The sequence below is a fragment of the Streptococcus ratti FA-1 = DSM 20564 genome (assembly GCF_000286075.1).
GTDB lineage: Bacteria > Bacillota > Bacilli > Lactobacillales > Streptococcaceae > Streptococcus > Streptococcus ratti.
In genome coordinates this window covers 290,858-315,300 of the sequence record NZ_AJTZ01000005.1, presented here as the reverse complement: position 1 = coordinate 315,300, position 24,443 = coordinate 290,858, and the positions used below count along the sequence as shown (strand labels likewise).

27 protein-coding genes are annotated in these 24,443 nt (G+C 38.0%); 6 read left to right on the top strand and 21 right to left on the bottom strand.

Going from position 1 to position 24,443, the window contains the following annotated elements:
* Positions 1-10 precede the first annotated feature (10 nt).
* The gene (locus SRA_RS03545) at positions 11-289 is read right to left on the bottom strand and encodes a hypothetical protein (protein WP_003087709.1); all 279 of its coding nucleotides are present in this window, start codon (positions 287-289) and stop codon (positions 11-13) included.
* A 139-nt stretch (positions 290-428) separates the two neighbouring features.
* Here SRA_RS03545 and SRA_RS03540 point away from each other — a divergent pair, with 139 nt between their 5' ends.
* The 3 genes from SRA_RS03540 (at position 429) to SRA_RS10160 (ending at position 2,142) form a co-directional block, all read left to right on the top strand.
* Positions 429-881 carry a YueI family protein gene (locus SRA_RS03540; RefSeq protein WP_003087707.1) on the top strand — a complete coding sequence of 151 codons (453 nt, stop codon included), beginning with the start codon at positions 429-431 and terminating at the stop codon, positions 879-881.
* A gap of 160 nt (positions 882-1,041) precedes the next feature.
* A complete protein-coding gene (locus SRA_RS03535) occupies positions 1,042-1,704 on the top strand; it encodes an HAD family hydrolase (protein WP_003087706.1) in 663 nt (220 codons plus the stop codon).
* A gap of 297 nt (positions 1,705-2,001) precedes the next feature.
* Positions 2,002-2,142, top strand: a complete 141-nt coding sequence (locus tag SRA_RS10160; protein ID WP_003087705.1) for a hypothetical protein — start codon at positions 2,002-2,004, stop codon at positions 2,140-2,142.
* Positions 2,143-2,262: 120 nt separating this feature from the next.
* On the opposite strand, the gene SRA_RS03530 is transcribed toward SRA_RS10160, so the two are convergent.
* The 4 genes from SRA_RS03530 to SRA_RS03515 form a co-directional block, all read right to left on the bottom strand.
* On the bottom strand, positions 2,263-2,541 hold the full coding sequence (locus tag SRA_RS03530; protein ID WP_003087703.1) for a hypothetical protein: 279 nt from the start codon (positions 2,539-2,541) through the stop codon (positions 2,263-2,265).
* Between the two features lie 18 nt (positions 2,542-2,559).
* Positions 2,560-3,552, bottom strand: a complete 993-nt coding sequence (locus SRA_RS03525; protein ID WP_003087701.1) for a type II toxin-antitoxin system antitoxin SocA domain-containing protein — start codon at positions 3,550-3,552, stop codon at positions 2,560-2,562.
* A gap of 443 nt (positions 3,553-3,995) precedes the next feature.
* Positions 3,996-6,530 (bottom strand): DEAD/DEAH box helicase, encoded by a 2,535-nt coding sequence (locus SRA_RS03520; protein WP_003087700.1) that lies wholly within the window; start codon positions 6,528-6,530, stop codon positions 3,996-3,998.
* Entirely contained in the window at positions 6,531-8,447 is a 1,917-nt protein-coding gene (locus tag SRA_RS03515) for a site-specific DNA-methyltransferase (protein ID WP_003087698.1), read from the bottom strand. It abuts the gene before it with no gap.
* Positions 8,448-8,714: 267 nt separating this feature from the next.
* On the opposite strand from SRA_RS03515, the gene mazE reads away from it, so the two are divergent.
* A complete protein-coding gene (mazE, locus tag SRA_RS03510; protein ID WP_003087697.1) occupies positions 8,715-8,930 on the top strand; it encodes a type II toxin-antitoxin system PemI/MazE family antitoxin in 216 nt (71 codons plus the stop codon).
* Positions 8,920-9,267 (top strand): type II toxin-antitoxin system PemK/MazF family toxin, encoded by a 348-nt coding sequence (locus tag SRA_RS03505; protein WP_003087691.1) that lies wholly within the window; start codon positions 8,920-8,922, stop codon positions 9,265-9,267. Before mazE ends, SRA_RS03505 begins: the two co-directional genes overlap by 11 nt.
* Before the next feature lie 138 nt (positions 9,268-9,405).
* Here SRA_RS03505 and SRA_RS03500 read toward each other — a convergent pair whose 3' ends face one another.
* From SRA_RS03500 to SRA_RS03485, 4 genes are read right to left on the bottom strand one after another with little or no spacing between them, the layout of a single operon-like run.
* The gene (locus SRA_RS03500) at positions 9,406-10,299 is read right to left on the bottom strand and encodes a ketose-bisphosphate aldolase (protein ID WP_003087689.1); all 894 of its coding nucleotides are present in this window, start codon (positions 10,297-10,299) and stop codon (positions 9,406-9,408) included.
* 22 nt (positions 10,300-10,321) lie between these two features.
* Complete coding sequence (locus tag SRA_RS03495) at positions 10,322-11,413, bottom strand: PTS fructose transporter subunit IIC (protein ID WP_003087687.1); 1,092 nt, start codon at positions 11,411-11,413, stop codon at positions 10,322-10,324.
* 30 nt (positions 11,414-11,443) lie between these two features.
* Positions 11,444-11,761 carry a PTS fructose transporter subunit IIB gene (locus SRA_RS03490; protein ID WP_003087686.1) on the bottom strand — a complete coding sequence of 106 codons (318 nt, stop codon included), beginning with the start codon at positions 11,759-11,761 and terminating at the stop codon, positions 11,444-11,446.
* 13 nt (positions 11,762-11,774) lie between these two features.
* A complete protein-coding gene (locus SRA_RS03485; RefSeq protein ID WP_003087685.1) occupies positions 11,775-12,245 on the bottom strand; it encodes a PTS sugar transporter subunit IIA in 471 nt (156 codons plus the stop codon).
* A gap of 234 nt (positions 12,246-12,479) precedes the next feature.
* Here SRA_RS03485 and SRA_RS03480 point away from each other — a divergent pair, with 234 nt between their 5' ends.
* Positions 12,480-14,399, top strand: a complete 1,920-nt coding sequence (locus tag SRA_RS03480) for a BglG family transcription antiterminator (protein ID WP_003087684.1) — start codon at positions 12,480-12,482, stop codon at positions 14,397-14,399.
* Between the two features lie 306 nt (positions 14,400-14,705).
* Here SRA_RS03480 and hisE read toward each other — a convergent pair whose 3' ends face one another.
* The 12 genes from hisE to SRA_RS03420 all read right to left on the bottom strand — a co-directional run bounded on the left by hisE (position 14,706) and on the right by SRA_RS03420 (position 24,219).
* Positions 14,706-15,020 carry a phosphoribosyl-ATP diphosphatase gene (gene hisE, locus SRA_RS03475; protein WP_003087683.1) on the bottom strand — a complete coding sequence of 105 codons (315 nt, stop codon included), beginning with the start codon at positions 15,018-15,020 and terminating at the stop codon, positions 14,706-14,708.
* 143 nt (positions 15,021-15,163) lie between these two features.
* Positions 15,164-15,505: a phosphoribosyl-AMP cyclohydrolase gene (gene hisI / locus SRA_RS03470; RefSeq protein ID WP_003087682.1), complete on the bottom strand. Its 342-nt coding sequence runs from the start codon at positions 15,503-15,505 to the stop codon at positions 15,164-15,166.
* Positions 15,502-16,260 carry an imidazole glycerol phosphate synthase subunit HisF gene (gene hisF, locus SRA_RS03465; protein WP_003087681.1) on the bottom strand — a complete coding sequence of 253 codons (759 nt, stop codon included), beginning with the start codon at positions 16,258-16,260 and terminating at the stop codon, positions 15,502-15,504. The genes hisI and hisF overlap by 4 nt, the downstream gene beginning before the upstream one ends.
* Before the next feature lies 1 nt (position 16,261).
* Positions 16,262-16,981: a 1-(5-phosphoribosyl)-5-[(5-phosphoribosylamino)methylideneamino]imidazole-4-carboxamide isomerase gene (gene hisA / locus SRA_RS03460; RefSeq protein WP_003087680.1), complete on the bottom strand. Its 720-nt coding sequence runs from the start codon at positions 16,979-16,981 to the stop codon at positions 16,262-16,264.
* 218 nt (positions 16,982-17,199) lie between these two features.
* Positions 17,200-17,811 (bottom strand): imidazole glycerol phosphate synthase subunit HisH, encoded by a 612-nt coding sequence (hisH, locus tag SRA_RS03455; RefSeq protein ID WP_003087679.1) that lies wholly within the window; start codon positions 17,809-17,811, stop codon positions 17,200-17,202.
* Position 17,812: 1 nt separating this feature from the next.
* Positions 17,813-18,397, bottom strand: coding sequence for an imidazoleglycerol-phosphate dehydratase HisB (gene hisB, locus SRA_RS03450; protein WP_003087677.1), 585 nt, complete (start codon positions 18,395-18,397; stop codon positions 17,813-17,815).
* Positions 18,394-19,041 (bottom strand): phosphoserine phosphatase SerB, encoded by a 648-nt coding sequence (serB, locus tag SRA_RS03445; protein WP_003087675.1) that lies wholly within the window; start codon positions 19,039-19,041, stop codon positions 18,394-18,396. The genes hisB and serB overlap by 4 nt, the downstream gene beginning before the upstream one ends.
* Entirely contained in the window at positions 19,028-20,311 is a 1,284-nt protein-coding gene (gene hisD, locus SRA_RS03440; protein WP_003087673.1) for a histidinol dehydrogenase, read from the bottom strand. Before hisD ends, serB begins: the two co-directional genes overlap by 14 nt.
* Positions 20,308-20,955: an ATP phosphoribosyltransferase gene (hisG, locus tag SRA_RS03435; protein WP_003087671.1), complete on the bottom strand. Its 648-nt coding sequence runs from the start codon at positions 20,953-20,955 to the stop codon at positions 20,308-20,310. Before hisG ends, hisD begins: the two co-directional genes overlap by 4 nt.
* A gap of 8 nt (positions 20,956-20,963) precedes the next feature.
* Complete coding sequence (locus SRA_RS03430; protein ID WP_003087669.1) at positions 20,964-21,926, bottom strand: ATP phosphoribosyltransferase regulatory subunit; 963 nt, start codon at positions 21,924-21,926, stop codon at positions 20,964-20,966.
* On the bottom strand, positions 21,923-22,972 hold the full coding sequence (gene hisC / locus SRA_RS03425) for a histidinol-phosphate transaminase (protein ID WP_003087667.1): 1,050 nt from the start codon (positions 22,970-22,972) through the stop codon (positions 21,923-21,925). Before hisC ends, SRA_RS03430 begins: the two co-directional genes overlap by 4 nt.
* A 974-nt stretch (positions 22,973-23,946) precedes the next feature.
* The gene (locus tag SRA_RS03420; protein WP_174267034.1) at positions 23,947-24,219 is read right to left on the bottom strand and encodes a bacteriocin; all 273 of its coding nucleotides are present in this window, start codon (positions 24,217-24,219) and stop codon (positions 23,947-23,949) included.
* Positions 24,220-24,443: the final 224 nt, after the last annotated feature.

Below are 24,443 nucleotides of genomic sequence, written 5' to 3'. Positions count from 1 at the left end.
CCGTTAGTTTTTAGTTATCGTAGCTGTCATCTGAACCGTAGCTCTGGTCATTGTAGCTATAATAAGTATTTTTGCTATCTTGAACTTCTTTTTCCTTATACTTTCTCACTATTTTTCGATAATCAGAAATTTTATCCTCCTTATCTTCTGAGTGTTCAATCAAGCGATGAACCTCCTGATTGGATAAAATATAGACGGTTGTCATTGTCACTGTTAAAATGAAAAAAACACTGGTTAAAACAATGAAGACTATAGCGAGAATCTTCCAAACATCTGTTCTTTTTTCCATCTACTTCTGCCCTCTCTTAGCTTTTATTGTGTTGATTATATCATTAAATTTCCCTAAAAAGCAACTTCTGCTCTAATTAGCACAGCTTTTCTCTGTAAAATAGTGTATAATTTTTATAAGTGATAAATTGAGGTGAATAATGACTGATTTAGAGAAAAAAGTTCTGGAAAGTGCTCAGGGTGAACGCCGGTTAAATCCTGATGAACAGCGAAAGTACTTAGGAACCTTTGCTGAACGTCTGGTACTGAGCATTCTTTTAACAGATGCTGAAAAACCAGCCGTTTTTAAGGCTTTGGATGCTATTTTAGCAGACCTCAAAGCAAACTACGACGAATGCTGCCTGAAGATTTCATCCAAGCTCTCATTGAACAGCCAGATGGTTTACATGAAAAAGGCACAAGAAGCCAGCCTTCCTGCGACCATCGTTGATGAAGACAACTGCCAGTCCCCCTTTGGTTTGCTGGTTCATACAAACAAAGCTGAACACCTTGAAAATACTGACATCAAGACTCTCTATCCTAAACTATTTGCACAGCAGGATGAACAGCCGCAGCAAAAATCATTTTGGAAAAAATGGTTTGGCAAAATATAGAAACAGCAAAATTTTCATATTGGATAATCAGACTGACTGCTTCTTGTTTTTAACAGTCAGAGCCGATTAACTACTAATATGATAAACACGTCTAAGTATTTTTTGAGACTTTTCTTGATTGCAGAAAACCTTACCCGCCGATCTTGTCGAAGGAGATTATATGTATCAGACGATTTTATTTGATTTGGATGGTACCCTGACCGACTCAGGACAGGGAATCCTCAATTCTATCCGCTATGCTTTGACCCAACTCAAGCGCCCGATTCCAGACGACGATCTGCTAAAAACCTTTATCGGCCCCCCTTTGAAAACCAGTTTTGAACAAACTCTGGGTATGTCCTTGGCTGAAAGTCAGGCAGGTATTCAATTTTACCGAGACTATTTTAGAGAAAAAGGAATCTTTGAAAATGAGATTTATTCAGGTATCCCGGAACTTCTGGCAGATTTAAAAGACCAGAAAAAGCAGCTCCTAGTAGCCACATCAAAACCTGAAATTTTTGCGCGCCAAATTTTAGAACACTTTAAACTCAGCGATTTTTTTGAATACATTGCTGGTGCCAGTATGGACAGTTCCCGCAGCAAAAAGGCTGATATCATTGCCTATGCTCTGGAAAATACCAGCAGCACAGACCTTCGTTCAGCCCTTATGGTTGGTGATCGCAAATATGACATTTTAGGGGCTAAGAAAAATAAAATAGCATCACTCGGTGTTCTTTATGGATATGGCAGCTTTGAAGAACTGCAGGCTGCAAAGGCTGATTATATTGCTGAAAACGCAGAGGATTTAAAAAGGATTATTCTTGAAACTGGCAGCGATAATTAACATTTGCGATATAAAGAAAAAGTGAAGGAACCAATCAGTGCCTTCACTTTTTAGGAGATTTATGAAAAAGAAAGTTTTAGGATGCTTATACTATAGCAAGGAAGGCTTAAAGGAAACTTAAATTATTTTAAATTAAGATTCATTAGTTTTCTTTGCTGCTGCAAATAGGTCGCTGACAAAAAATGTTATTTTTGCCTTTCAAATACTTTGTAGGGACAGCCGACCTTGGTATAGACAGTACCGGCTCTTAAGATATTGGCGCTCTTTCAGATAAGAGATATATTTGCGGCTAGTAACATGCAAAAACTGACAGCAGTCGGCATTTCAAACACCAAACTCAGCCCGGCCAATATTATTCCGGATGCTTTTCAAGAAAGGTGGCTAAGACCGCCGCAGCTGCTGTCAAAGAAAGGACCGCACACTAGCATAGCTGTCTAAAATAAGATAAAAATGACTAAAGCTGAACGGCTTTTCTAAGTGGGAGACTAAAAATCCAATTTAGAGAGCAGTCAGCTTTAGTCATCTTTTATGAATGTCAGTCAAAACTCAGTCTATCTGCTAATTTTGTGATTTTGTGTATTTAATCTGCAAATACTTAGCCAATTTGCGGTAAGTAAATTTGGAAAAGTTAAAGTCTTCAAGCGATTTGGTAATGTCTGGATTTTCCATGGTCCAAAAATAATAGACTCTCTTTCCAGACTTGACAGGGATGAACTGTCCTGCAAATTCAGAAACAGTCAAGCTGTGTACTTGTACAGACTTTCTGATAAAACTCACAACTTGATTATTGATTTTCAAAGTAATTGCATCATAAAACAGCTTTTTACATGAAAGCATATAACTTCATGACACATATCAAAAACTAAGATTAGCAAACCTTACGTTTATATAAGCCGATAGATCATCCACTGTAAGCATATTATATTTTTCTTTAACTTTGGTAAAGAAATCCGCAATCGTCTCTTTTTCAATAATATTGGCAGAAGGTTCATCTTCTTTTAAATCTCCTCGAGCCAACAGCCAAGGACTTTCTTCATGAGTGAATTTCTCCAATACCTTACCATTATAGACGCCGAGATGTTTGACAATACTATCTAGCAACTGCATTTCCTGAGACGTGAAATAATGGCTGAAATCATAACTTTTCTCTAAGACAATCGGTTCTCTGCCAAAGTCCTGATATTTATTATAAATATCTCTATATACAGGACCGTGCACCCAGCTTTCACAATCACCCTTGAACATGAAGTTCCCAGTAAAGGCATAAGAAAAGCCCTGAACATAGTAAAGCAGTTTTTGCAGAGCAAGAGGAGTTATCTCATCATTTTTAGACAGCAGATAATCCGCTGCTAAAGATTCTTTATCTACTCCTCCTTTGATCGCTTCCTCAGTAGCTCTCATGCTTTTGTCATAAGCTACTGGTTTTAAAATATCAGATGCGCCTTTTAAGAGAGACAAAAAATAATCTGGCTCAGCAGCAATCCTGCGAAGTTTAGCTGAATAGTCTGCTTTAGGAATATCTCCCTTTAAATACCTAGGAATGGTATTAATGCCCCAGCCTAAAAGCTCTGATAGGGGCTTAGCTCCAATATTATATTTTCTAAGAATAGCTTTAATTTCAGAAACAGAAATAATATCGTTTTCCTTTTTAAAAGAAGCATAAAGAGCTATTCTGTTGGCATTATCAATTTCTTCAACAAAAACAGGCTTGTTGCAGTTATCGCATATAGCTTCCTGTCCCTTAAAAGTATAGTTTTTCCCCTTTAATTTACGTGTGAGCTCGCGGTCTTCAATATGATAAGCAACATCATCTAAGCAATGTTCACAAAAAACTCTTTTTTCTGCCATGATACATTCAACTCCTTTATTATCATTATTGAAAATAATAACTCAGCGGCCTTTCAGCTTCATGAAAGGAAACCACAATTGTTTTTAGACCAGAAGTTTGGCTAGTCGCAAGTACAAATTTCGCATAAATCTGCACTTCTTTCTCATCCCCTAAAAAATCCTTCAGAGTAAAATGACAAATCTATCCTTTGAAATCAACAATTTGATTTGCTTCAAAATATCTTCGATTTCCCATTTCGAATATTCCTGCACTGACAATAAATTCATAACTCCTTTGCTAGATTTTCTATAATAATTTTAGCATGGTTTGATTTACGATTCAATAATAAAAAGCACTATTTTAATAAAAATAGTGCTTTTTACTTTCTTCTCCTAAACTTACATCAACTATAGTTTTCAAAAATAATTCACAGATAAATTAAGTTATCTGCATAATAATAAAATTAATTCATATCATCTAAAGCAATATCTAAATGACTTTTGAAAGTTTGAATATTGCCTGATGTTAAACTCTTAAAGAAAGTCGGAAAATCCTTTGGTGTTAGGAACGTAAATTTATATTGAACCTTTTCGCCCTTTTCTTTGAAATAATGATTGATTATATCAAAGTGTTTCACAGCAGCTTTGTTTTTTCCAATATTCTCAGTATCTGGATCAGATATCTGTGAATCATCTTTGATTTCCACCACTATTATATTATTATTTTGCTTAATGAACCAATCAGGGTTAAACTGTCCTGTCTTTTGGTGGTTCCCTTTTTTCCAAGAATAATCAATGTTGTAAAAGCTCATATCATCTGATTTTACAAATGAATCAATACTATTATTGACTTCTTTATCTTCTACCAATTTTTTCAAAAATTCCGTCTCAGGATTTCCAGTAGTCACAATACCAAACTGAGGTGTCTTAAAATGATATCTATTTTCAACAGGGCTTTGTTTATAGCCTTTTGACAGGTCTGAAAGCTCTTTAAATGTTTCTAAACTGCCATTATCCCCTGATAAACTATCTCTTAATTCAGAACTATAAAATAGTACTTTATTCCTGTGGAATCCTGATAAGTCTGTAGTGGTCCTTGGTAATTGTTTGGTAGATATATACTGATATTCTGTAGGATTTGTATCATAACTGACAACTTTAGCTGTATTACGGAAAATAACATTCATTGAAGTTAAAAATCTATTTTTTAAACTCTTAGTAATATACTTATTGCCACTATCTTCAAGAGATTTCTCTACCATTTCCTGAATTCTAGAAACTGGCCATAATTTTTGATACTCTCCTGCATACTCTTTATCTTCTAAATCTTCAAATCGACTATATAAAATATTAGCCATTTGAAGTGAAGTGAGAGTTTCATGTTCAAAGCTTGTTTCAAAATTTCTCTCTGCTTGAGATTTGATATCAGTCAGAGTAACCGTGCTTTTCCCTACTTTATCGTCCGTTGGTAAATTCACTCCCTTTTCCCAAAGTTGATAGGTTCCCATTTTAGGATAATTTTTAACATCTTCTTTTGAAGAATATGTTACATTCAATAAATCAAAATGATATTCTGAATCTGGATTTATACCTACTGTCAAACGCTTTCTAATTTCTAGCACTTCATTTACTAAGGCTTCAACATTAGCAGACCATTTTTCATGATTAAAAACGGTCACCCTTGGTATTCCCCAATTATTTTGCCAACCATCAGGGATTCTTAACCCCCTTCCTAAAACCTGAGCAATTAAAAGCTTGGAGTTAAATGCCCTTTCCTCATCAGGAACAATTTGAAATACTCTTTTAACATCCCAACCTTCGGTAAGCATAGAAACACTAAAGATAAATTCTACAGGATTACCTTGTTGATTAACCTTTTTGAGCTTCATCCTATCAACCGCTGCTTGGGTTCCACTATGGACAGATAATACAACATTATCGACTTCTTCATCACTGAGCTGTCTTTGTTGTTTCAAAAATTTTTTAAAGTCCCTAGCTTTGTTATCCGCCATTGTCTGCCTAGATGTTACGATGATGGTAATTGGTTTAATTCCAAGTTCACTCGGCAATCGTTTAGCTATAGTATCATGAGAATTTAAAATAACTTGCCAACGCTCGATTTTATCATTAGGAATATCTTCTTTTGAGATATACTCAATATCCTTTACAAAACCCTGCTCAATAGCATCACGAAGAGAAAAACGATAAATGACATTTGAAAAATAGTCATTACCACTTTTATTTTTCCCTTTATAAGCAGTACCAGTTACTCCAATAACATACTTAAAATTGATATTATTACTTCTTTCATCTTCTATGAAATTTTTCCATTCATTTGATTCAGAATAATAAACATGATGAACTTCATCATTCAATACAAGTGTCTTTTCACCATTACCTTTCAGGCTATCAACTATTGAATTTCTAGCTGATTGGGCTTTATAAATAGCATTTCGGTTTTCAATCGCAATGGAATTTTCTACGAGTGTACTATCGCCATTCACAATCTGTGGTGGAATAAAGTCCTCACCCAATGTCTTTAACAACTGCTGATTAGCTAATAGATCCTTAAATTTTTGCGTTAACTCACTTTCAATCGTTAAACTAGGAACTAAAATTAAGACACGATTGACTTTCTTAGTTGCCAACATAACAAGAGCTAGTCCAAATATGACATAAGATTTACCTGTACCAGTCGCTAAATCTAATGTTGCAGATAGTTTATCTGATAAATCTAAGTCGTCCTGCATCAATGAAAAATTATTACTCCAGCGTGTCCTGATAACATCATTATTACTAAAATTTTCTTTAGCCAATGCAGATATATTTTTGTACTCTCCAGAATTTAAGAAGCGCAATGCAGTCTCTGAGGCTTCTTTTTGATAAGTTCTTTGACCAAATAATAAATCAAAAAAATTTTGAAAGAAGCCTTCATCCCAGATTGACGGATTTACATTTTTACTGACTTTTAAAACTAAATCACTTTCTTTATATTCCATTTAGGCCATTTCTCCCCTTGTTGTTATAAATTCATTTCCAAACTTATCAATAAAAATATACATAGCTTGACCATCAACATCATTTTCATTAAAAGCAATAGACTGCTCCTCATCAAAATCATTATGATAATAAACTCTATCCATATTAAATGCTTCACCATCATAAGATAAATCGATTAAAAGCATTGAAAATGCTTCAAAACCATTAATATTATCTTTCCCTTTTAACCGTGAGAAAGATTCAAAAGAATTAATAGTTAATCTTTCACCATCAACCTTAAAATCAACCTTAGGCTTTCTCTTAAAATCAAATCCATAGGCATCTACAGCAGCATTAACCGAATCTGTTCCATCAGCTTGGACAGTTCCTACAAAATTTTCAGTAAATTTCTGATACATGGAATAAGGAACTCGGAGAATGTTGAAAATTGTACTCCATTGTCCATCCTTATCAAATTCATCTACAGCAAAGGTGAATTTCCCTTGTGGTGCAATAATGAAGATTTCACTTGGTGCAGCTGACCCTAATCGTGAATAAATTTGTTCCAAGGTACCTTCCGAAATTTTTGCTCCCCATACCTCTAATTCATTAGGTGAATAAACTTTTACTAATGAACCATCCTTGATACCATCAAAAGGAAACCCTTTGATAGTTTGATAAGAAGGTTGAACATTATACAACGCCATAGCAAATTGCTTCCATTGTGTATTGTCAAAAGCATTCAATTTATCATTATCATACAAACCAGCGTCATATACAGCAAATCCTTCATGGTTTTCTATCTCTAAAATTCTTTTTTGAATGGTGTAAATAGACAGTATACCTGCATCAACCGTAATCCATCTTCTATCTAGTTTTTCTGCAACCGCAGCCGTTGTTCCAGAACCTCCGAAACAATCCAAAACCAAGTCTCCTTTATTAGACGAAGCCTCAACGACCCTTTCTAATAATTCTTCCGGCTTTTGTGTTGGATAATCAACTTTCTCGTTCTTATTTTTTGGATCAACAGCTTTTATATCCCAAACATCATCTACGGTTTTTCCTTTATTTACATATACAATATCATCATCTTTAGGTTCTCTTCCATATTTCTTTTTAAATCTCTCTAAATATCCATTAAATCTAGAATCATCTTTAGGATAATTATTTCCTTTAATTCTCCATCCATCTGTATAATAATCCTTCCACCTCTCAGCATCTATAGTTCCTTCAGGCTTATTATCTTTTAATAGTTTAAACACTGTTGTTTTTGTTTTTCCATAAACAAATATATTATCATGTTTTCTTGGGAAATATGTTTTTACTTGACCTTGATAAGTCTGATAATGCCAAATAATTTCATTTTTAAAATTACCCTCTCCAAATATTTCATCCATCAACACCTTGATATAATGAGCTTTATGCCAATCTAAATGAATATAAATAGAACCATCATCAGAAAGAAGTTCTCGCAACAAAATAAGACGTTTTCTCAGCCACTCTAAAAACTCCGCTCCTGCCAGCTTGTCTGAATAAGCCTTAGCATCTTTATTTGAAAAATCTTGTTTTGTTGCAAAAGGCGGATCAATATAAATTAATCTCACTCCATCTGTGCCATCGGCGTTTTTCAATTCACCTCGATGTTTCATTTCTACAAGAGTTTTTAATACTTGAAGATTATCTCCAAAAATAATTTTATTCAACCATCCATTTTCAGTTACTTTACCAAATCTGCGATTTTCTTGCAGTGGTGCCGCAAATGTCTGACTGATAATTGCTTGTTCGCTCTCTTTCCCATAGTAAGTCAGTTCATATTCCTTACGAGAAGGTGGGAAAAGAACACGCGCAAACTCAGTAGAGACTTCATTTCCATTCATAACTTCTTCTTGTGCCTGAGCCAAAAGTTCCAATAATTGTTTTTGTCTAATATTGTCCATATTTTCCTCTGTATAAGAGAGACTGTTAGGTTTCCTTTGTTATAAATATAACAAAGGAGGCTAGCCTCCTTTGTTATAAATATAACAAAGGAGGCTAGCCTCGCTTCTTGTTTTTATTTAAAATTGTAATTTTATTTTACCATATTTGTTAGAGGTGAAAAAGGTTCTTCACCATCATTTCCCGAATAATTCCTATGAAAGCCATTTGACTTTGCAAGCTCTTTTGTATACACTTAATATATACAAAAGAACTTAGGGGTGATTTTTATGGCAACAGTAAAAGCGAGAAAGGTTGGGAATTCGATGACTGTGACGATTCCAAAGGATCTAAAGGTAAAAGAAGGCACTGAGTTCTCTGTTTACAGAGGGGTTGATGGCGTGATTGTTCTGGCACCAAAGCTTGCTAACCCTTTTGATGGCAAGACTGATTTAGCCATGTCCGACGATTTTGAAGGGATGGCTTTGCTGGATAATGAAGCCTAACTATATTCCCCAGAAACAAGATTTGGTCTGGATAGATTTCGATCCTTCAACAGGCAGGGAAATTCAAAAACGCCGACCGGCACTCGTGGTTTCCAGTTACAATTATGCTAAACAGACTGGTTTTGTGGCGGTCTGTCCTATCACGCATGGACAAGAAAAATTGCGCAAGCAAGGCCTCTTGATCACTGTCAATCATCCGCAAATCGACGGTAGGGTCAATCCCTTTCAACTTCACACCTTTGACTACAGAGCTCGTGACATTCAGAAAATCGGGCGGCTGGATACTACGTCTTTTCAGAAAGTTGTGCAGCTCTGCTCCTACATTTTTGAGGATTAACATTAGCTTTAGCTTTGCTCAAAAAAACTGACAGAAGTTCCGCTGTCAGTTTTTGTTTTTATTGTAGCTTTAAGTATTGGCTGGTGATATGGACTTATTGTCTTTGTCCAAAGCATCCTGTTTGGCGAGTGATTATAACTATAGAAATTCAGCACGCCATGGTTTCACTGATTTGTATAGGTCAGCTTTTCCAACAGAATTGAATAATTCATTCTTGTGATGGACAACTTTTTTACCTTCAACCAAGCATTCTGGAAAGAGATTATTGGGATCCCAACCTTCATCATTTGCTAAGACTTCACGAACTTTATCGAAGAATGCATGTTTGAAGTCAGAGGAGATGTTAACCTTTGTAATACCATGCCTAACGGCTTCAGCAATTTGATCATCTGGATTTGATGAACCGCCATGTAGTACGAATGGGATATTAACCTTGCTCACAATGTCGTCTAGGATATCAATGCGAATTTTTGGAATAACATCTTTTGGATAAATTCCGTGAGCAGTACCAATACCAATGGCTAGAGTATCAACACCAGTTTCTTCAACAAAACGCTTTGCATCATCTGGATTCGTATAAATGCCATTTTGTAATCCGTCTTCAACAGCAGTGCCTGTTTTACCAATAGTGCCAAGTTCGCCTTCAACGCTCACTCCGACACGATGGCAGATTTCAACAGTTTTTCTTGTAATGTCGACGTTCTCTTCCCATGACAGCAATGAACCATCAATCATAACAGAACTGAATCCATTATGAATAGCTCTCACGACACTATCCAAGTTATCACCGTGATCGAGATGAAGTACAAAAGGCACACTGCTATTTTTAATACGTTGTAAAACATAAGCAAAGAAATCATCTTTACAATAAAATACTTCTGTTGGGTGAACTTCAATGATAGCTGGTGCATTGTCTTCTTCACATTGTTCAACAACGATTCTCATTAATTCAAGATTTGAAATATTATAAGCACCGACAGCGAATTTATTTTCTTTTGCAATAGACAACATTTGTTCCATATTAATTAACATATTAAGACCTCCAAATTTTTTATTATTCAAATGAAAGATTAGACAGATCAACTTCCTCTTCTGTATCATCAAGTGCGCTATCAAACTCTGCATCGGATAATGGTTTTTTAAGTAAGACAAGAAGAACTGCAGTGACACATGAACCAACTAAAAGAGCAATAACCGCAACAAGAGGTTTATCCATTGCTGGAATTACAAAGATACCTCCTGATGGGACAGGGCTGCCATTGCCAAATAAATAGCTGATTGCTCCTGTTATTCCACATCCGATAGAAGTTGAAATAACAGTGCGTATCAAGTCATTCATTGCGATTGGAATGACACCTTCAGAAATCATACACAAGCCCATTGGAAAGGCTACTTTGATAGCATTGACTTCTTGTTTAGTGTAAATACGTTTGTGAACTATATTGGAGAATAGATAGGCAAATGTGACTCCAATTGGAGGAACCATAGCTGCAAGGACTTTGATTCCTTCAGGTCCTGTAATTCCTTCAAGTAATAAGCCATCACAAATCAAGTTAGGAACCTTTGAAATTGCTCCACCATAATCAATGCATCCAATAGCACCGATAATGAATCCATACATTGCTTTTTGAGATTGGTCTAATCCAGTAATAAAATCCGTCAAACCTTTTGTTGCCATGGTCAGAGGAGTTCCTAGAATGAAGAACATAATCGCTCCGCCAATAATAGCAGAAAGTGTTGGTACAATCATCATAGGCATCAAGGCTTGTGCCCAATTAGGAACTTTTAGATGATCTTTAATGAGTTTTGAGGTATAACCTGCGATAAAACCACCAATAATACCACCTAGGAATCCAGCTCCAAGAAATGAGGCGATCTGTCCCATTAAGAAACCGGGTGCAATACCTGGTCTGTCAGAAATGGAGTAGGAAATATAACCTGCGATGAAGGATGGCAATAACCCCATACCTAAGACACCAAGAGTTGTCAAGGCATCAGGGAAAGACATGCCACTTAGCTTAGTTACGTTTTCCCCGCCCATTAAATTACCAATAGCAATCAATAGACCTGAGGCTACAACCAAAGGCAGCATGTAGGAAATGGCGGTTAGCAGGTGCTGTTTAACTTCTTGGCCTACTTTTTTCATTTTATTTTTCTCCTTTTCAAAAAGATAGTTTTACTTTTTGTTTTTTAAATCAGCTTCAATTTTTTCAAGCAACTGTTTTGGAGCTTTTACAACCATAGAAGTTGGCACTTTAATGGTTGGCAAGGATTTGAAGCGTTCGTTTCCAGTTGTTTGAATATCAACTGCAAGGATAGCGACATCCGCGTTTTTGATAGCTTCTGGCGATAGTTGATCCTCTACACCAATTGTTCCCTGTGTCTCAACATGGATGTTGTGACCAAGTGCTTCCGCAGCTCGAATTAGCTTTTCTTTTGCAATGTAAGTGTGAGCGATGCCTGATGTGCAGGCTGCAACAGCTACAATGTTCATAACAAGACCTCCTTTACTGTAGTAATAGTTGAATTAATTCCTCTTTTGATGTTATTTTATGTAATGCTTCTACAAATTCCTCATGTGCTAAAAGTGTTGCTATTTTTTGAAGTAATTTCAAATGTAATATGTTTGAATCTCGATCTCTGACAGCAAATAAGAAAATAGCGGTTACAGGTTCATTGTCCAATGATCCCCATTCAATGCCCTTATCTGACAGGCCAATGGCAATTGTTGTATTTTCTACTGCTAGGGACTTGCCGTGTGGGATAGCAACCCCGCTGCCAATGCCTGTCAGCCCTTCTGTCTCTCGAAATAGAACATCTTCAACAAATACTTTTTTATCATTGATATAGTGATTTTGAAATAATAGATCGCTCAGTTCTTCAATAGCATCTAACTTTGATTGTGCCTGCAAATGAATTGAAATTAGATTTGAATTTATAAATTCTGACAAATTGAGAGCGTTTTCATCAATACTCATAACTTTCCCTCCTGATAAATTTACTTTTCTGCTGACTTGAAACTTTATGGTTAAATCATAGCATGGCAACAATGACTTGTCACTAACTCTCTTTGCCTCTTTCGATGTCAAAGAAAGGTAAAAAATATTCCTTTTTATTTCCGAATTTGGCGGCAATAGTTGAGGCTAATCGATTACACATATGTGATATAATAAGTATCCAAATGACCGTTGTATAAAGGAGTAAGGAAGTTCATGTCAAAACTAGATTATGTGCGCTTGGATGATATTTTGAATTACTTAATTGTACAGAAAAATCCCATTCCCTCTGATATCCTATGCAAAGATTTGAATATTTCTATTCGTACATTGAGAAATGATATTCGATTGATTAACGATTATATTGGGAAAAATGGAGCTAGAGTCAAAATTGTTCGTAAGGAAGGTTATCAGTTACAGTATGACAATAAGAATAAATTTGATGAATTTTGGTCGCATGAAGATACTGGAACTTTTTTATTTACCTCATCTGAAACAAGATTACAATTTCTACTCAGAATATTTTTGACAACAGAACATTTTATAACAAAAAATTATCTGCTTGATACAATGTTTGTCAGTCAAAATACACTTTATAGTGATTTAAGAAAGCTAAAAACAATGTTGGCCTTTTATGATATTAAAATTCAAAATAAAAGCAATCTAGGCTATACTGTCAAAGGGAAGGAAGAAGATATTCGAAGAGCAATTGTAAATCTGATTTTTCAGGATGATTTACATGATTTTATCATTGAACAAACAACCACAGTCAAAGATGTGTGCGCAAATGTGGATTATGATTTGTTTTCAGAATTATTTTATTCTCTTTTTGATGAGATTAAACTCAGCAATACAGATTATTTTGAAAAGCTAACATTTGTTCATCTGCTCCTTTCTGTTAGTCGGATAAAATCTGGTCATAAGGTAAATCATGTATTGATTTCTCAGACGAAACTGTCCAAAAAATATGATAAATTTTTTATTCAATTTATTAGAGAAATAGAAAACAAGTTTCAAATTGAAATATCTGATAATGAAAAATCCTATTTTCTCTTTATCTTATCCGAAAACTATCCAAATATTATTTCTAGTCTTTACTCTGTAGAACATAATGAGATATTGGCAGATGAGATTGTCAAAGCGATCATCCATAATCTTTCGACTTCTGTAGCTAGCAATTGGGTTTTTGATACCGATTTACATGATAATTTAAAAAATCATATCTTAAGAGCCTTGAATATCCAAATTATCAATGGCAGCCGTACAAATCCAATTATTAAGCAGATCAAAAATAATTTTCCATATGCTTTTGAACTGGCTGTAAATGAAATGTCAAAAGTTGAGATAGAATTTGGACTGTCATTTTCTGAAGATGAGATTTCTTTCATAGCCTTATATTTTGAAAATGCGATTGAGAAGCATCGTTCAGATGATACAAATAAACTGTCAGTAGCCATCATATGCGGGACAGGAAAAATTGTTAGTTCGATCATAGAGAGCAAACTGATGAGAAAGTTTATAGGACTCCTAGAAAAAATCGATAAATTGTCCTATCGAGAGTATAAAGCCTGCAATTGTGATGAATATGATTTGATTATTTCAACAATTCCAAATATTCATGATAAGACTAATGTTTATTATTTAGATATTAGTAATTTTGAACAAAATTTTAAAAATTTAGAGGGACTATTAAAGAAAAAAAGAGAAAGAATCACCTTATTTTATCCCCAATTGCTGCATGTAGTTGATAGACCGATGACGAAAGAACAATTATTACAACATTTATCAGAACAACTGGTAAATGAAAACTTTGTATATGATAGCTTTTATCAAGACGTGTTGCAGCGTGAAAAAATATCGAACACTGTTTTGGATAATGTACTTGCTATTCCTCACCCTATAAAAAATAGTGTGAAAAAGTCAGCTATATCAGTTGCTATCTTACCAAAGGGAATACTTTGGAATGGTAGTAATATTAAATTTGTATTTTTACTTGCAATCAAGGCAGACGATATCCAAGCACTTGAATTTATTTATGAGCGAATGATTGATTTTTCAACATCACTATCACTGCAAGAACGGCTATTAAAGGATAGAAGTATCAATGCTTTGAATTCAATTTTTATACTCAGTTAAAATCAAAAGATGAGACAAAGTAAAAAAATCCACGTGTGTGGATTTTTTTACTTTGTCTGTTTTGCAATCTTTGTGCAAGATAAAACATAACCACTCATTTGACGAGTGATCATAATTATTAATCCTACAATAAATAGTCATCTCCCAACTTCAGCCGTTTGATTTGTCTTTTGAGTGATTGATTTTCCTAATCTAAGGTGTCCAAGATTGCTATGATATCGTCAAAAAAATTCATCAACTTCTTCACGATTATAAACCTCGAAACTCAGCAGAAAATAGTTTGTCGCGAACCTCCTGCTGGCTTCCTTAATAATCTGTAATTTCCTTACGATCGTGGACATTGCTTTTTTTGCCCTGACGAGCTTCCAGTACTCTATTGACATCGTCCGGCGTCACGCCAGTTTCAACCAGCATAACGGCCAAATGATAGAGGACATCGGCTGTTTCATTGGCAATTTCTTCTTTGTCTGCATTTTTAGCGCCGATGACAACTTCGGTAGCTTCCTCACCGACTTTCTTTAAAATCTTGTCCAGACCCTTATCGAAAAGATAGTTGGTATAAGATCCTTCTTTTGGATGCTGTTTGCGATCCAGTGCTTCTTTGTATAAGGTTTCTAACATAATTAAGATGTGAGAGTGTCTAAAATGCGACCGAATTTTAGGAAATTATCGGAAATCCTGATTTTCCAGATAATTTATTTAAATTCTGGGCTTTTAGCTCAAACTCAATTCCTTTCTTTCGATTTTTTGAAAAATAGCAGAGCTTATTTTTCATCTTTTACTTCGCAGTAAATCTCATTAAAAAAGCAAGAATAAGCTCCCGTATGGCAGGCTGCGCCAACTTGCTCTACAGCAATGAGCAGGGTGTCTTGGTCGCAATCTGTTTTGATGGATTTGACGTATTGATAGTGCCCGCTTGTAGCTCCTTTATGCCAAATTTCATTACGAGAGCGGCTCCAATAATGCATTTGCTTGGTTTCAAGGGTCAGCTGATAGGCCTCTTGATTCATATAGGCCAGCATAAGGACTTGATTAGTCTGGTAATCCGTCACAATAACTGGCACCAGTCCATTTTGCTTTTCAAAATCCAGTTTGAAATCTGTCACAGTCTCACCTCAATTCCCGCATCAGCCATGGCTTTCTTGGTATCTGCGACAGCAACTTCTCCATAGTGGAAAATGGAGGCTGCTAAGGCACCCGTGGCCGGGGTCTTTTCAAAGACTTCCACCATGTGGGCAATGTTTCCTGCACCGCCTGAGGCAATGATAGGGACATCTGCCGCTTCTGCAACTGCATTTAGCATGTCCAAATCAAAGCCTGACTTAGTACCGTCCTTGTCCATAGAGGTCAGAAGAATCTCACCAGCACCGAGACCGACCGCTTCCTTGACCCAAGCGAGCAAATCCTTGCCGGTGTCCTTGCGGCCGCCAGCCACATAAACATGCCATGTCCCATCTGCTTGTTTTTTGGCATCAATGGCAACAACCACACACTGACTGCCAAATTTTTCGGCACAGTCTGCAATAAGCTGCGGATGGGCCACGGCCGAAGAATTGACAGCAACCTTATCAGCACCAGCTTTGAGCATTTTATTCATGTCTTCGACCGAACGGATACCACCGCCGACAGTAAAAGGAATAAAAACTTGATCAGCCACGTGCCGCACCATCTCTACTGTCGTTTCACGATTGTCAGATGTCGCTGTGATGTCTAAGAAAACCAACTCATCGCAACCAGCTTGGTAATAAGCACGTGCTGAATCTACGGGATCGCCAACATCGGTGAGATTGACAAAATTAACACCCTTGACCACACGACCGTCTTTGACATCAAGGCAGGGAATAATTCGTTTTTTTAGCATCTTACCCTCCAAATGATTTTAATTGGTCTAGGCTGATATTGCCATTATAATAGGCCTTGCCAACGATAGTGCCAGCTACTCCAATTTCTTGAAGTTTAGTGAGATTGCCAACATCTGCAATGCCACCAGAAGCAATAACTTTAGCTGTGGTCAGTTCAGATACCAAGTGCTGGTAGTGCTCATAATTTGGTCCAGTCAGTGTACCATCTCGGTCAACGTCGGTGTAGACAAAGAGACTAACACCCATTTTTTCCATTTCTTTAGCTAAGCTAATATAATCAACCGTGCTTGTTTCTAGCCAGCCCTCAGTGGCAACGTAGCCATCTTTGGCATCAATGCCAACTACAATCTTATCTGCCCCAAACTTATCCAGCGCAGCTTTGACAAAGCTAGGATTTTTAACTGCCATAGAGCCAATGATAACACGGTCAATACCAACATTGAGGTAATCTTCAATCTGCTCGAGCGTGCGAATGCCGCCGCCGACTTCAACACCAAGGCCTGTCGCCACCTTCAGTGCTGCTATCAAATCACGATTGGTGGCTCGCCCAGCCAAGGCACCATCTAAATCCACCACATGAATGAACTCTATACCAGCATCCGCAAAAAGGCGTGCCTGTCCTAGAACGTCGGGATTGACTACTGTTTTTTGATTAAAATCTCCTTTAAAGAGACGGACAGCCTGACCATCTTTAATATCAATAGCAGGAAGAATTTGCATAATATATGATGCGAGAACGTCTATAAAGCAATCGAATTTTAGGAAGGCAATAAGGACTCTTGATTCCTTAGACAACTCATCTAAATTCCGAGCTTTTAGCTTGAACTCAATTCCTTTCTTTCTTATTTATCTAACAAAAATAACTTGCTTATCTAGTTAAATCTTAGCATGGGTTCAGTTCAGAAAATACCCAAATGAACCATCCTTTATAATTTATTTCATCGCTCACACAAGTCCACAAATTTTTTGAGAATGCCCAGTCCAACATCTCCTGATTTTTCAGGGTGAAATTGAGCACCATAGACATTATCCTTGTGAATCATGGCCGGAACAGAAATAGAATATTGTGCTGTTACATCAATGTATTCCTGAGGGATGTCTGTAAAATAGCTGTGCACAAAATAAACTGCTTGATCTTGTAAGCCAGTCGTCAGCGGCGATTCTTGCTTAACCTGTAAATCATTCCAGCCCATGTGGGGAACAGGATAGCCAGCCTTAGCAGGAATTTCTCGACAAAGTCCGGGAATGAAGCCTAGACCAGCCGTTTCATGATGTTCCAGCCCTTTTTCAACTAATAATTGCATGCCAAGGCAAATCCCTAAAAGCGGGGTTCCTTTAGCAACAGTTTCCTTGATCGCAGATACTAGACCGCGTTTTTCCAGTTCTGCCATTGCCGCAGGAAAGGCTCCTACACCTGGCAAAATCAAACCCGAAGCTGCCGCTATCTTTTGCGGATCAGCTGACAGTTCTGCTTTGACCCCTAGCTTATTCAACGCTCGCAAGACATTAGCAGTATTGCCTGCATCGTAATCAATCACAATTATTTTCATATCACAACGATCCTTTTGTTGAGTTTACCCCATGTATTTCGGGATTCAACGTTACCGCTTCACGAAGCGCGCGGCCGGTCGCCTTAAAGAGACTTTCTGCCTTGTGGTGGGTGTTCTTGCCGTGCAGAATTTTCAAATGCAGATTCATTTGAACATTAAAAGCAAGTGCTTGGAAAAATTCCTCAACGAGCTCTGTATCAAAATTGCCTAGCTTAGGGTTGTCGAAAGTTGCGTCAAAGACCAAATAGCTACGGCCTGACAAATCAAGACTGGCCATCCCAAGTGTTTCGTCCATGGGCACAAAACTGGTTCCATAGCGGTTAATTCCCGCTTTATCTCCCAAAGCTTGGCGCAGGGCTTGACCGAGAGCAATTCCCACATCCTCTACGGTATGGTGGCTGTCCACCCAAAGGTCTCCGTCAGCCTTAACCACCAAAGACATCCGTCCATGGCGGGCAAAAAGGGTCAGCATGTGGTCAAAAAAACCTACACCTGTCTCAATATCAACAGGTTCCTGAGCATCTAAATTTAGACTCAGTTTAATTTTGGTTTCAAAGGTATTGCGTTCGATTTCCGCTTGTCTCATTTTCTTACCTCATCTAATATCTCAATCACTTTATACAAATCAGGTTCATTGATTTGGTAGGGTGCCTGCTCGCGTACGATTGGTTTGGCACAAAAGGCGATGCCGATGCCGGCTGACTGAATCATGGGCAAATCATTGGCGCCGTCTCCCATGGCAACAGTCTCTGCCAGCGTCAGCCCATTTTCAATAGCCCAATCGCGGAGCTTTTGCACCTTAACCTCTTTGGTCACAATGTCGCCATAGGTTCGACCTGTCAGGACGCCGTCCACCGTCTCCAAGTGGTTGGCCATGACATAGTCAATATTAGCTTCTGCTGCCAGTCGGTCAACCGTCTCATGAAAGCCACCTGAAACTAGACCAACCTTATAACCACGCGCATGCAACTCTTCCACCAATTCCTTGGCATTTTTATTAAAATGAATACGGGCATAAACCTTATCAAAAATAGATTCTGGTAGTCCTTTCAAGGTCGCCACACGCTCAGCCAGAGCTTGCTTAAAATCCAATTCTCCCCGCATGGCACGTTCAGTAATAGCAGCCACTTGCTGACCAACACCAGCCTCTTCTCCCAGTAAATCAATCACTTCTTCTTGGACCAAGGTTGAATCCACGTCCATGACTAACAATCCTTTAATTTTGATCATTTCTCACCTCAATAGCTCTAGCATGGGCCTGCAAACCTTCAGCATAAGCCAAGGTAGTAATATCCTTTTCAGCCGCATTGACAGCAACCTTACTGTATTGGGTGTATTGGATGCGTTTGATAAAATCATGCACCCCTAGCGCTGATGAAAAGCGACTGGTAGCGGTGGTTGGTAGAACATGATTGGCACCAGCGTAATAATCCCCAATAGGCTCACTAGTGTAATGTCCTAGGAAGATAGAACCTGCATTTTCAATCTTATCTAGATAATCATAAGCATTTTCCATAGCAACTTCCAAATGCTCTGGAGCAACTTGATTCATGAGATCAAACATACCATCGACATCCTCAGCAATGATAATGCGACCGTTATTTTCAATAGAGGCGCGGGCAATTTCCTGACGCGGCAAGGTTTGCAGTTGTTTTTCAATCTCAGCCCCTACCGCATCAGCCAACGTTTCAGAATTGGTCACCAAAATCGCGCGAGCCAATTTATCATGCTCAGCCTGCGACAACAGATCTGCTGCTACAAAAATTGGATTAGCCGTCTGATCCGCAATCACACCAATTTCTGATGGTCCAGCAATCATGTCAATCCCAACAAGCCCGAAAACTTGTTTCTTAGCCGTGGCGACAAAGATATTACCAGGACCAGTGATTTTATCCACTTTAGGAATACTTTCTGTTCCATAAGCCAAAGCAGCAATTCCTTGAGCACCGCCAACCTGATAAATCTTGTCCACACCGGCCAGTTTAGCAGCTACCAGAATGGCTGGGACAAATTCCTTTTGCGGAGGTGTAATCATGATGATTTCTTTGACTCCTGCAATTTTAGCAGGGATAACATTCATAAGAACAGAAGACGGATAAGCAGCTGTTCCACCCGGCACATAGACACCTACGCGCTCAATGGGACGAATGAGTTGACCGCGAATGACACCTTCGGTAGGTCTGTCTTCAAAACCTGCCTCCAGCTGCTGGCGGTGGTAGGATTCAATATTAGCCTTGGCATTTTGAAGTGCTGTTAGGACATCCTTATCAATCTTGTCAAAAGCTTGATCAATAACCTGATCTGAAACTTGCAAATTGGAGAGTTCTACTTGGTCAAACTGCTTGGAATAAGCTCGTAAAGCCTCATCTCCTTCTTCTTTGACCCTTTCGATAATCTCGCGAACAGTCGCTTCAACATCTAAATTTTCTTTGCTGAGCTCTAACTGCTCTTGATACAAAATCTTAGAAATTTCTTCATTTGTTCCAGTTAATCGTTTCATTTAAAAGCCACCTCCCTGTCTCCGACCAACCCTTCAATTTTTTTAATAAAAGGCAGCAGCTCAGGTTTATTTTTTAAGCTGGCCTTATTGACAATCATCCGTGCTGAAATCCGGCAAATATCTTCAAATACCTCTAAGCCATTAGCTTTTAGAGTATTGCCAGTCTCCACAATATCGACAATCGCATCGGCCAAACCAATAACCGGAGCAATTTCAACACTACCTTGAATGGAAATGATTTCCACGTCTTCGCCTTTTTGATTGAAAAAATCTTTAGCGAGAATCGGATATTTTGTGGCAATACGCTTGCGTTTATGGTCAGTCGGATCATAAGCATTTGTAGAAGCTACAGAAAATTTGCATAGACCAAAATTTAAGTCCAGCATTTCCAAATAGCCTGTTGGATGTTCAATCAGAACATCCTTGCCAACCACACCAATATCAGCCACGCCATGGCGGACATAGGTCGTAACATCCGGTGCCTTGACTAACAAAAAGCGAAAACGCTTATCAGGACTTTCAAAAATCAAATTGCGACCCTTATCAGCCATAAAAGACATATCAAATCCTGCTCTTTCCAGCAGTTCCACTGTGCCTTCTTCAATCCGCCCTTTAGTCAGGGCAATAGTTAATTGCTTAGTCATAGCGCCTCCTAAAAAAGAATCTGATCATGAATAGCCTGATAAACACTGTCAATATCAAGCGCCCAGCCAAAAGCTGTCAGTTCTTTGGCACCAAAGCGTTCAAACAGCTTATCATAGCGGCCGCCAGAGACAAAAGCATCCGGAATTTTATCACCAAACACCTTAAACATAATGCCTGTATAATAAGGCATAGCGGCAATCTGTGCTAAATCCAAAGTAACTTCTGAAAGTATGCCATACAAATCCTCAAGCATATTTTCCAAATCAGACAGAGCCTGTAAAATGCCAGGATTCTGACTCAAACGGCGGACTTTCTGCAATACCTTAGTACTTTCACCAAACAAAAACGGCAGTTCCCTGATAAGAGCATCAAATTCACTGGGATAGCGAAAGGTAAATTCATTAAGCCCTGTAATATTTTTACCCTGAATAAGTACAGCCAGCTCCTCCTTTGCGTGGTCTGGCAGCTGTTGGCAAGCAAAAATGGTCTGTAAAATATGAGCGTGTGAAAATTCAAATTTGTAATCTTTCAGACCGCTGACCTGCAGCGCATTATTCGCTGACAGCAGAGCATCTTTGAGGGCATCTTCAGCCTCATAGCCTACGATTTCAATTCCTGCCTGAGTATGTTCGTTCAGTAACCCGCGCAGCTCTTCATTGTCCTTAAAAACCTTACCGGAATAAGAAAATTTAATAGGGGGTTCAACACGGGTCGAGGCAATGACCCGTCCAATCTGACTGGTAATATCAGGACGCAGGCTTAAAAGATTGCCTTTTTTGTCAAAAAGGTGATAATGCTCTGGCAGCACCTCATCCGCAAAGACTTCAAAGTGCTCCAAAGTAGGTGTTTCAATCCGATTAAATCCTTCCTTTATTAAAAGATCACTGATATCTCGTTCAATCTCATACATGACACGCGCCCGTTTAAAGAGCTTATCATGCATGCCAACTGGTAAACTTGTTTTCTTCATCCTCTTAATTCCTCAATAGCCTTAACGACCTCTTCCATTTCCTCTTGTTTTCCTATTGAAATCCGCAGATACTCCTTAATCCGTTCTACTTTCGGAAAATAGCGCACATAAATTTTTCTGGCTTCCAAGGCTTTAAACAAAGCTGCCGCAGAAATGCCTGCTGGTTTTGTCAAAACAAAATTAGTCTTGCTTGGCAGAACCTCAAAATCTAATTCCCGCAGCTGCTGTGAAAACCAAGCTCGGCTTTCTTGGATTTTTTGAGCATTTGCCTGATAGTAAGACCAATCCTCAATAGCTGCTGTTGCTAAGTGCTCAGCCAACAAATCCACCGAATAAGGGTTGATAGAATGCTTAACAGCATTCATAACAGCAAGCAAGGGCTCATTAGCAATGGCATAGCCAACACGCAGGCCCGCTAAAGCTGCATCTTTGGAAAAAGTTCTTGTGATGACGAGATTATCATACTTATCCAACAAAGGGATGGCTGATTGACCGCCAAAATTGATATAAGCTTCGTCAATGATGACCACCACGTCCTGATTAGCCTTCAAAATAGCCTCAATTTCATCCAGCGGCTTAAAAATCCCTGTTGGGGCATTAGGATTGGTTAAAATAATACCGCCATTATCGGCCAAATAATCCTCTGTTTTGATGGTAAAATCCTCTGCCAAGGGAACTTCATAGTAGTTAACCCGATAAAGATCTGCCCAAACCTTATAAAAACCATAAGTCAAATCAGGAAACAGGACAGGTTCATCATTATTGAAAAAGGCCAAGAAGGCAATAGACAAAGCATCATCTGAACCATTAGCAATCATCAATTGTTCAGGTCTGACCTGTAAATTTTCAGCCAAGGCAGCTCGTAAATCAGCCTGATCCAAAGTCGAATACTTGCGTAAATCATCTGCATCAAAATTTGCTAAAGCCTCACGAACCTTGGGACTGGCACCATAAGCATTCTCATTGGTGTTTAACTTAATCATATTCTTCTCAGCAGGCTGAGCGCCTGCTACATAAGGTTCAATTTGTCGCAATCCTCTAATCATCTTATCACCTCTGCCAGCGATGCAAAAAACGCCCCCGCAAAAAATTTGCAAGGACGCTTGAGACGTGGTTCCACCTTCAATTCAGCAGCCCGTCGCCAGACTGCCCTCAGGGAGTTTGAAACTCCAATCCGTAACGTGAATTACCCGTCGAGCACTACTTTCCTAAGATTTGGCACCCGCACTCAAGAATGTGTCGTCTAAGTTTTACGTATGTTTTCAGCTTCCCATACTCTCTGTTGCTGCCGGATAGATATAACAGCTTGTCTGTGCCTGTAACCCAACCGGTGACTTAGACTTTTTCTCTCGTCGCTTTCCTATTTTCTTTATTTTACAAGAAAATTCTGAATATTGCAAGCCCTAAATTGTTATCGGACTTCCAATAAAGCCTTGGTATGCTTCTTACTAAAAACTGCTTATTCTTCCTGAAATTTGAGCAATACTGTCTCGAATATTGAAAAAGCAACGGTATCAAAACCGTTACTTTTTTTGTTTGAGCTGGGGCACTATTGTCCCAAACTCTTGGATATTAATCCATCTGGCTACTGTTTTTCAGATGAAAACTGAAACCAATAAGATAATTGGCAGGCTAAATAAATATCCATAACTCAGATAAAGTAATCTTTTTGAAGGTATCATAATGACTTGCCTTTCCATAGATGAACGACTTATTAAAATGGTAAGTTATATCCGGCAATGTCTCAGCAATAGCACCGCCGATACCACCACTTGCGGCTGAAGCTCTTTCAGCCACAGATAAATATTAATTGCTGGTGCAGAGAAATTCAAATCATTAGCGATTAAGATAATTATTTTTCAAATAAATATAAATAATTACCAGTGCATTAATCACAAGTAGGGCATAGATGAACAGTCTCATTTTATTATTTGGAAATATAACCAACAAAAGTAACAGTATTGGTATAGCTCCCATGATAATGCTAATAAATTTAGGAAAATGCATTTTCATACCTTCTTTAAATCCATGGTCCCCATGTATCAACAGCCGCACCAGCCAGTCCAAGGGCGCCGCCTAATGCCACACCATCTCTTACACCTTTAATTGTAGCACCTGATACAGTTCCTATCCCTGGAAGAACCATTGTTCCAATTGCTCCACCAGTTGCAGCTCCATAAACGCCACCGGCAATACCGCCTACGACAGCACCAGTAATACCAAGTAACAAACCGCCTCCTTCTAATTCAGAAAGAAGAGCTGTATCCGCTACCTCAAAGTTGTCAAATGCCATTGAAGCCAAAGCTAAGGAATTCATAGAAATTTTTCTTTTATTTTTATTGCCAAATATCCTTGGCTAATAGTTCCCAGTCTAACAATTTTCCTTTCATTTGACAATATCATTGAGCCTGTTTTAATGAAATTTCAAAATTATTGTTGCAAAAGACAATCATTTATGTATTTTTAATTTCTATTGTTGATAAAAAATAAAATCACTTGTCGGCTACTACAGCTGAC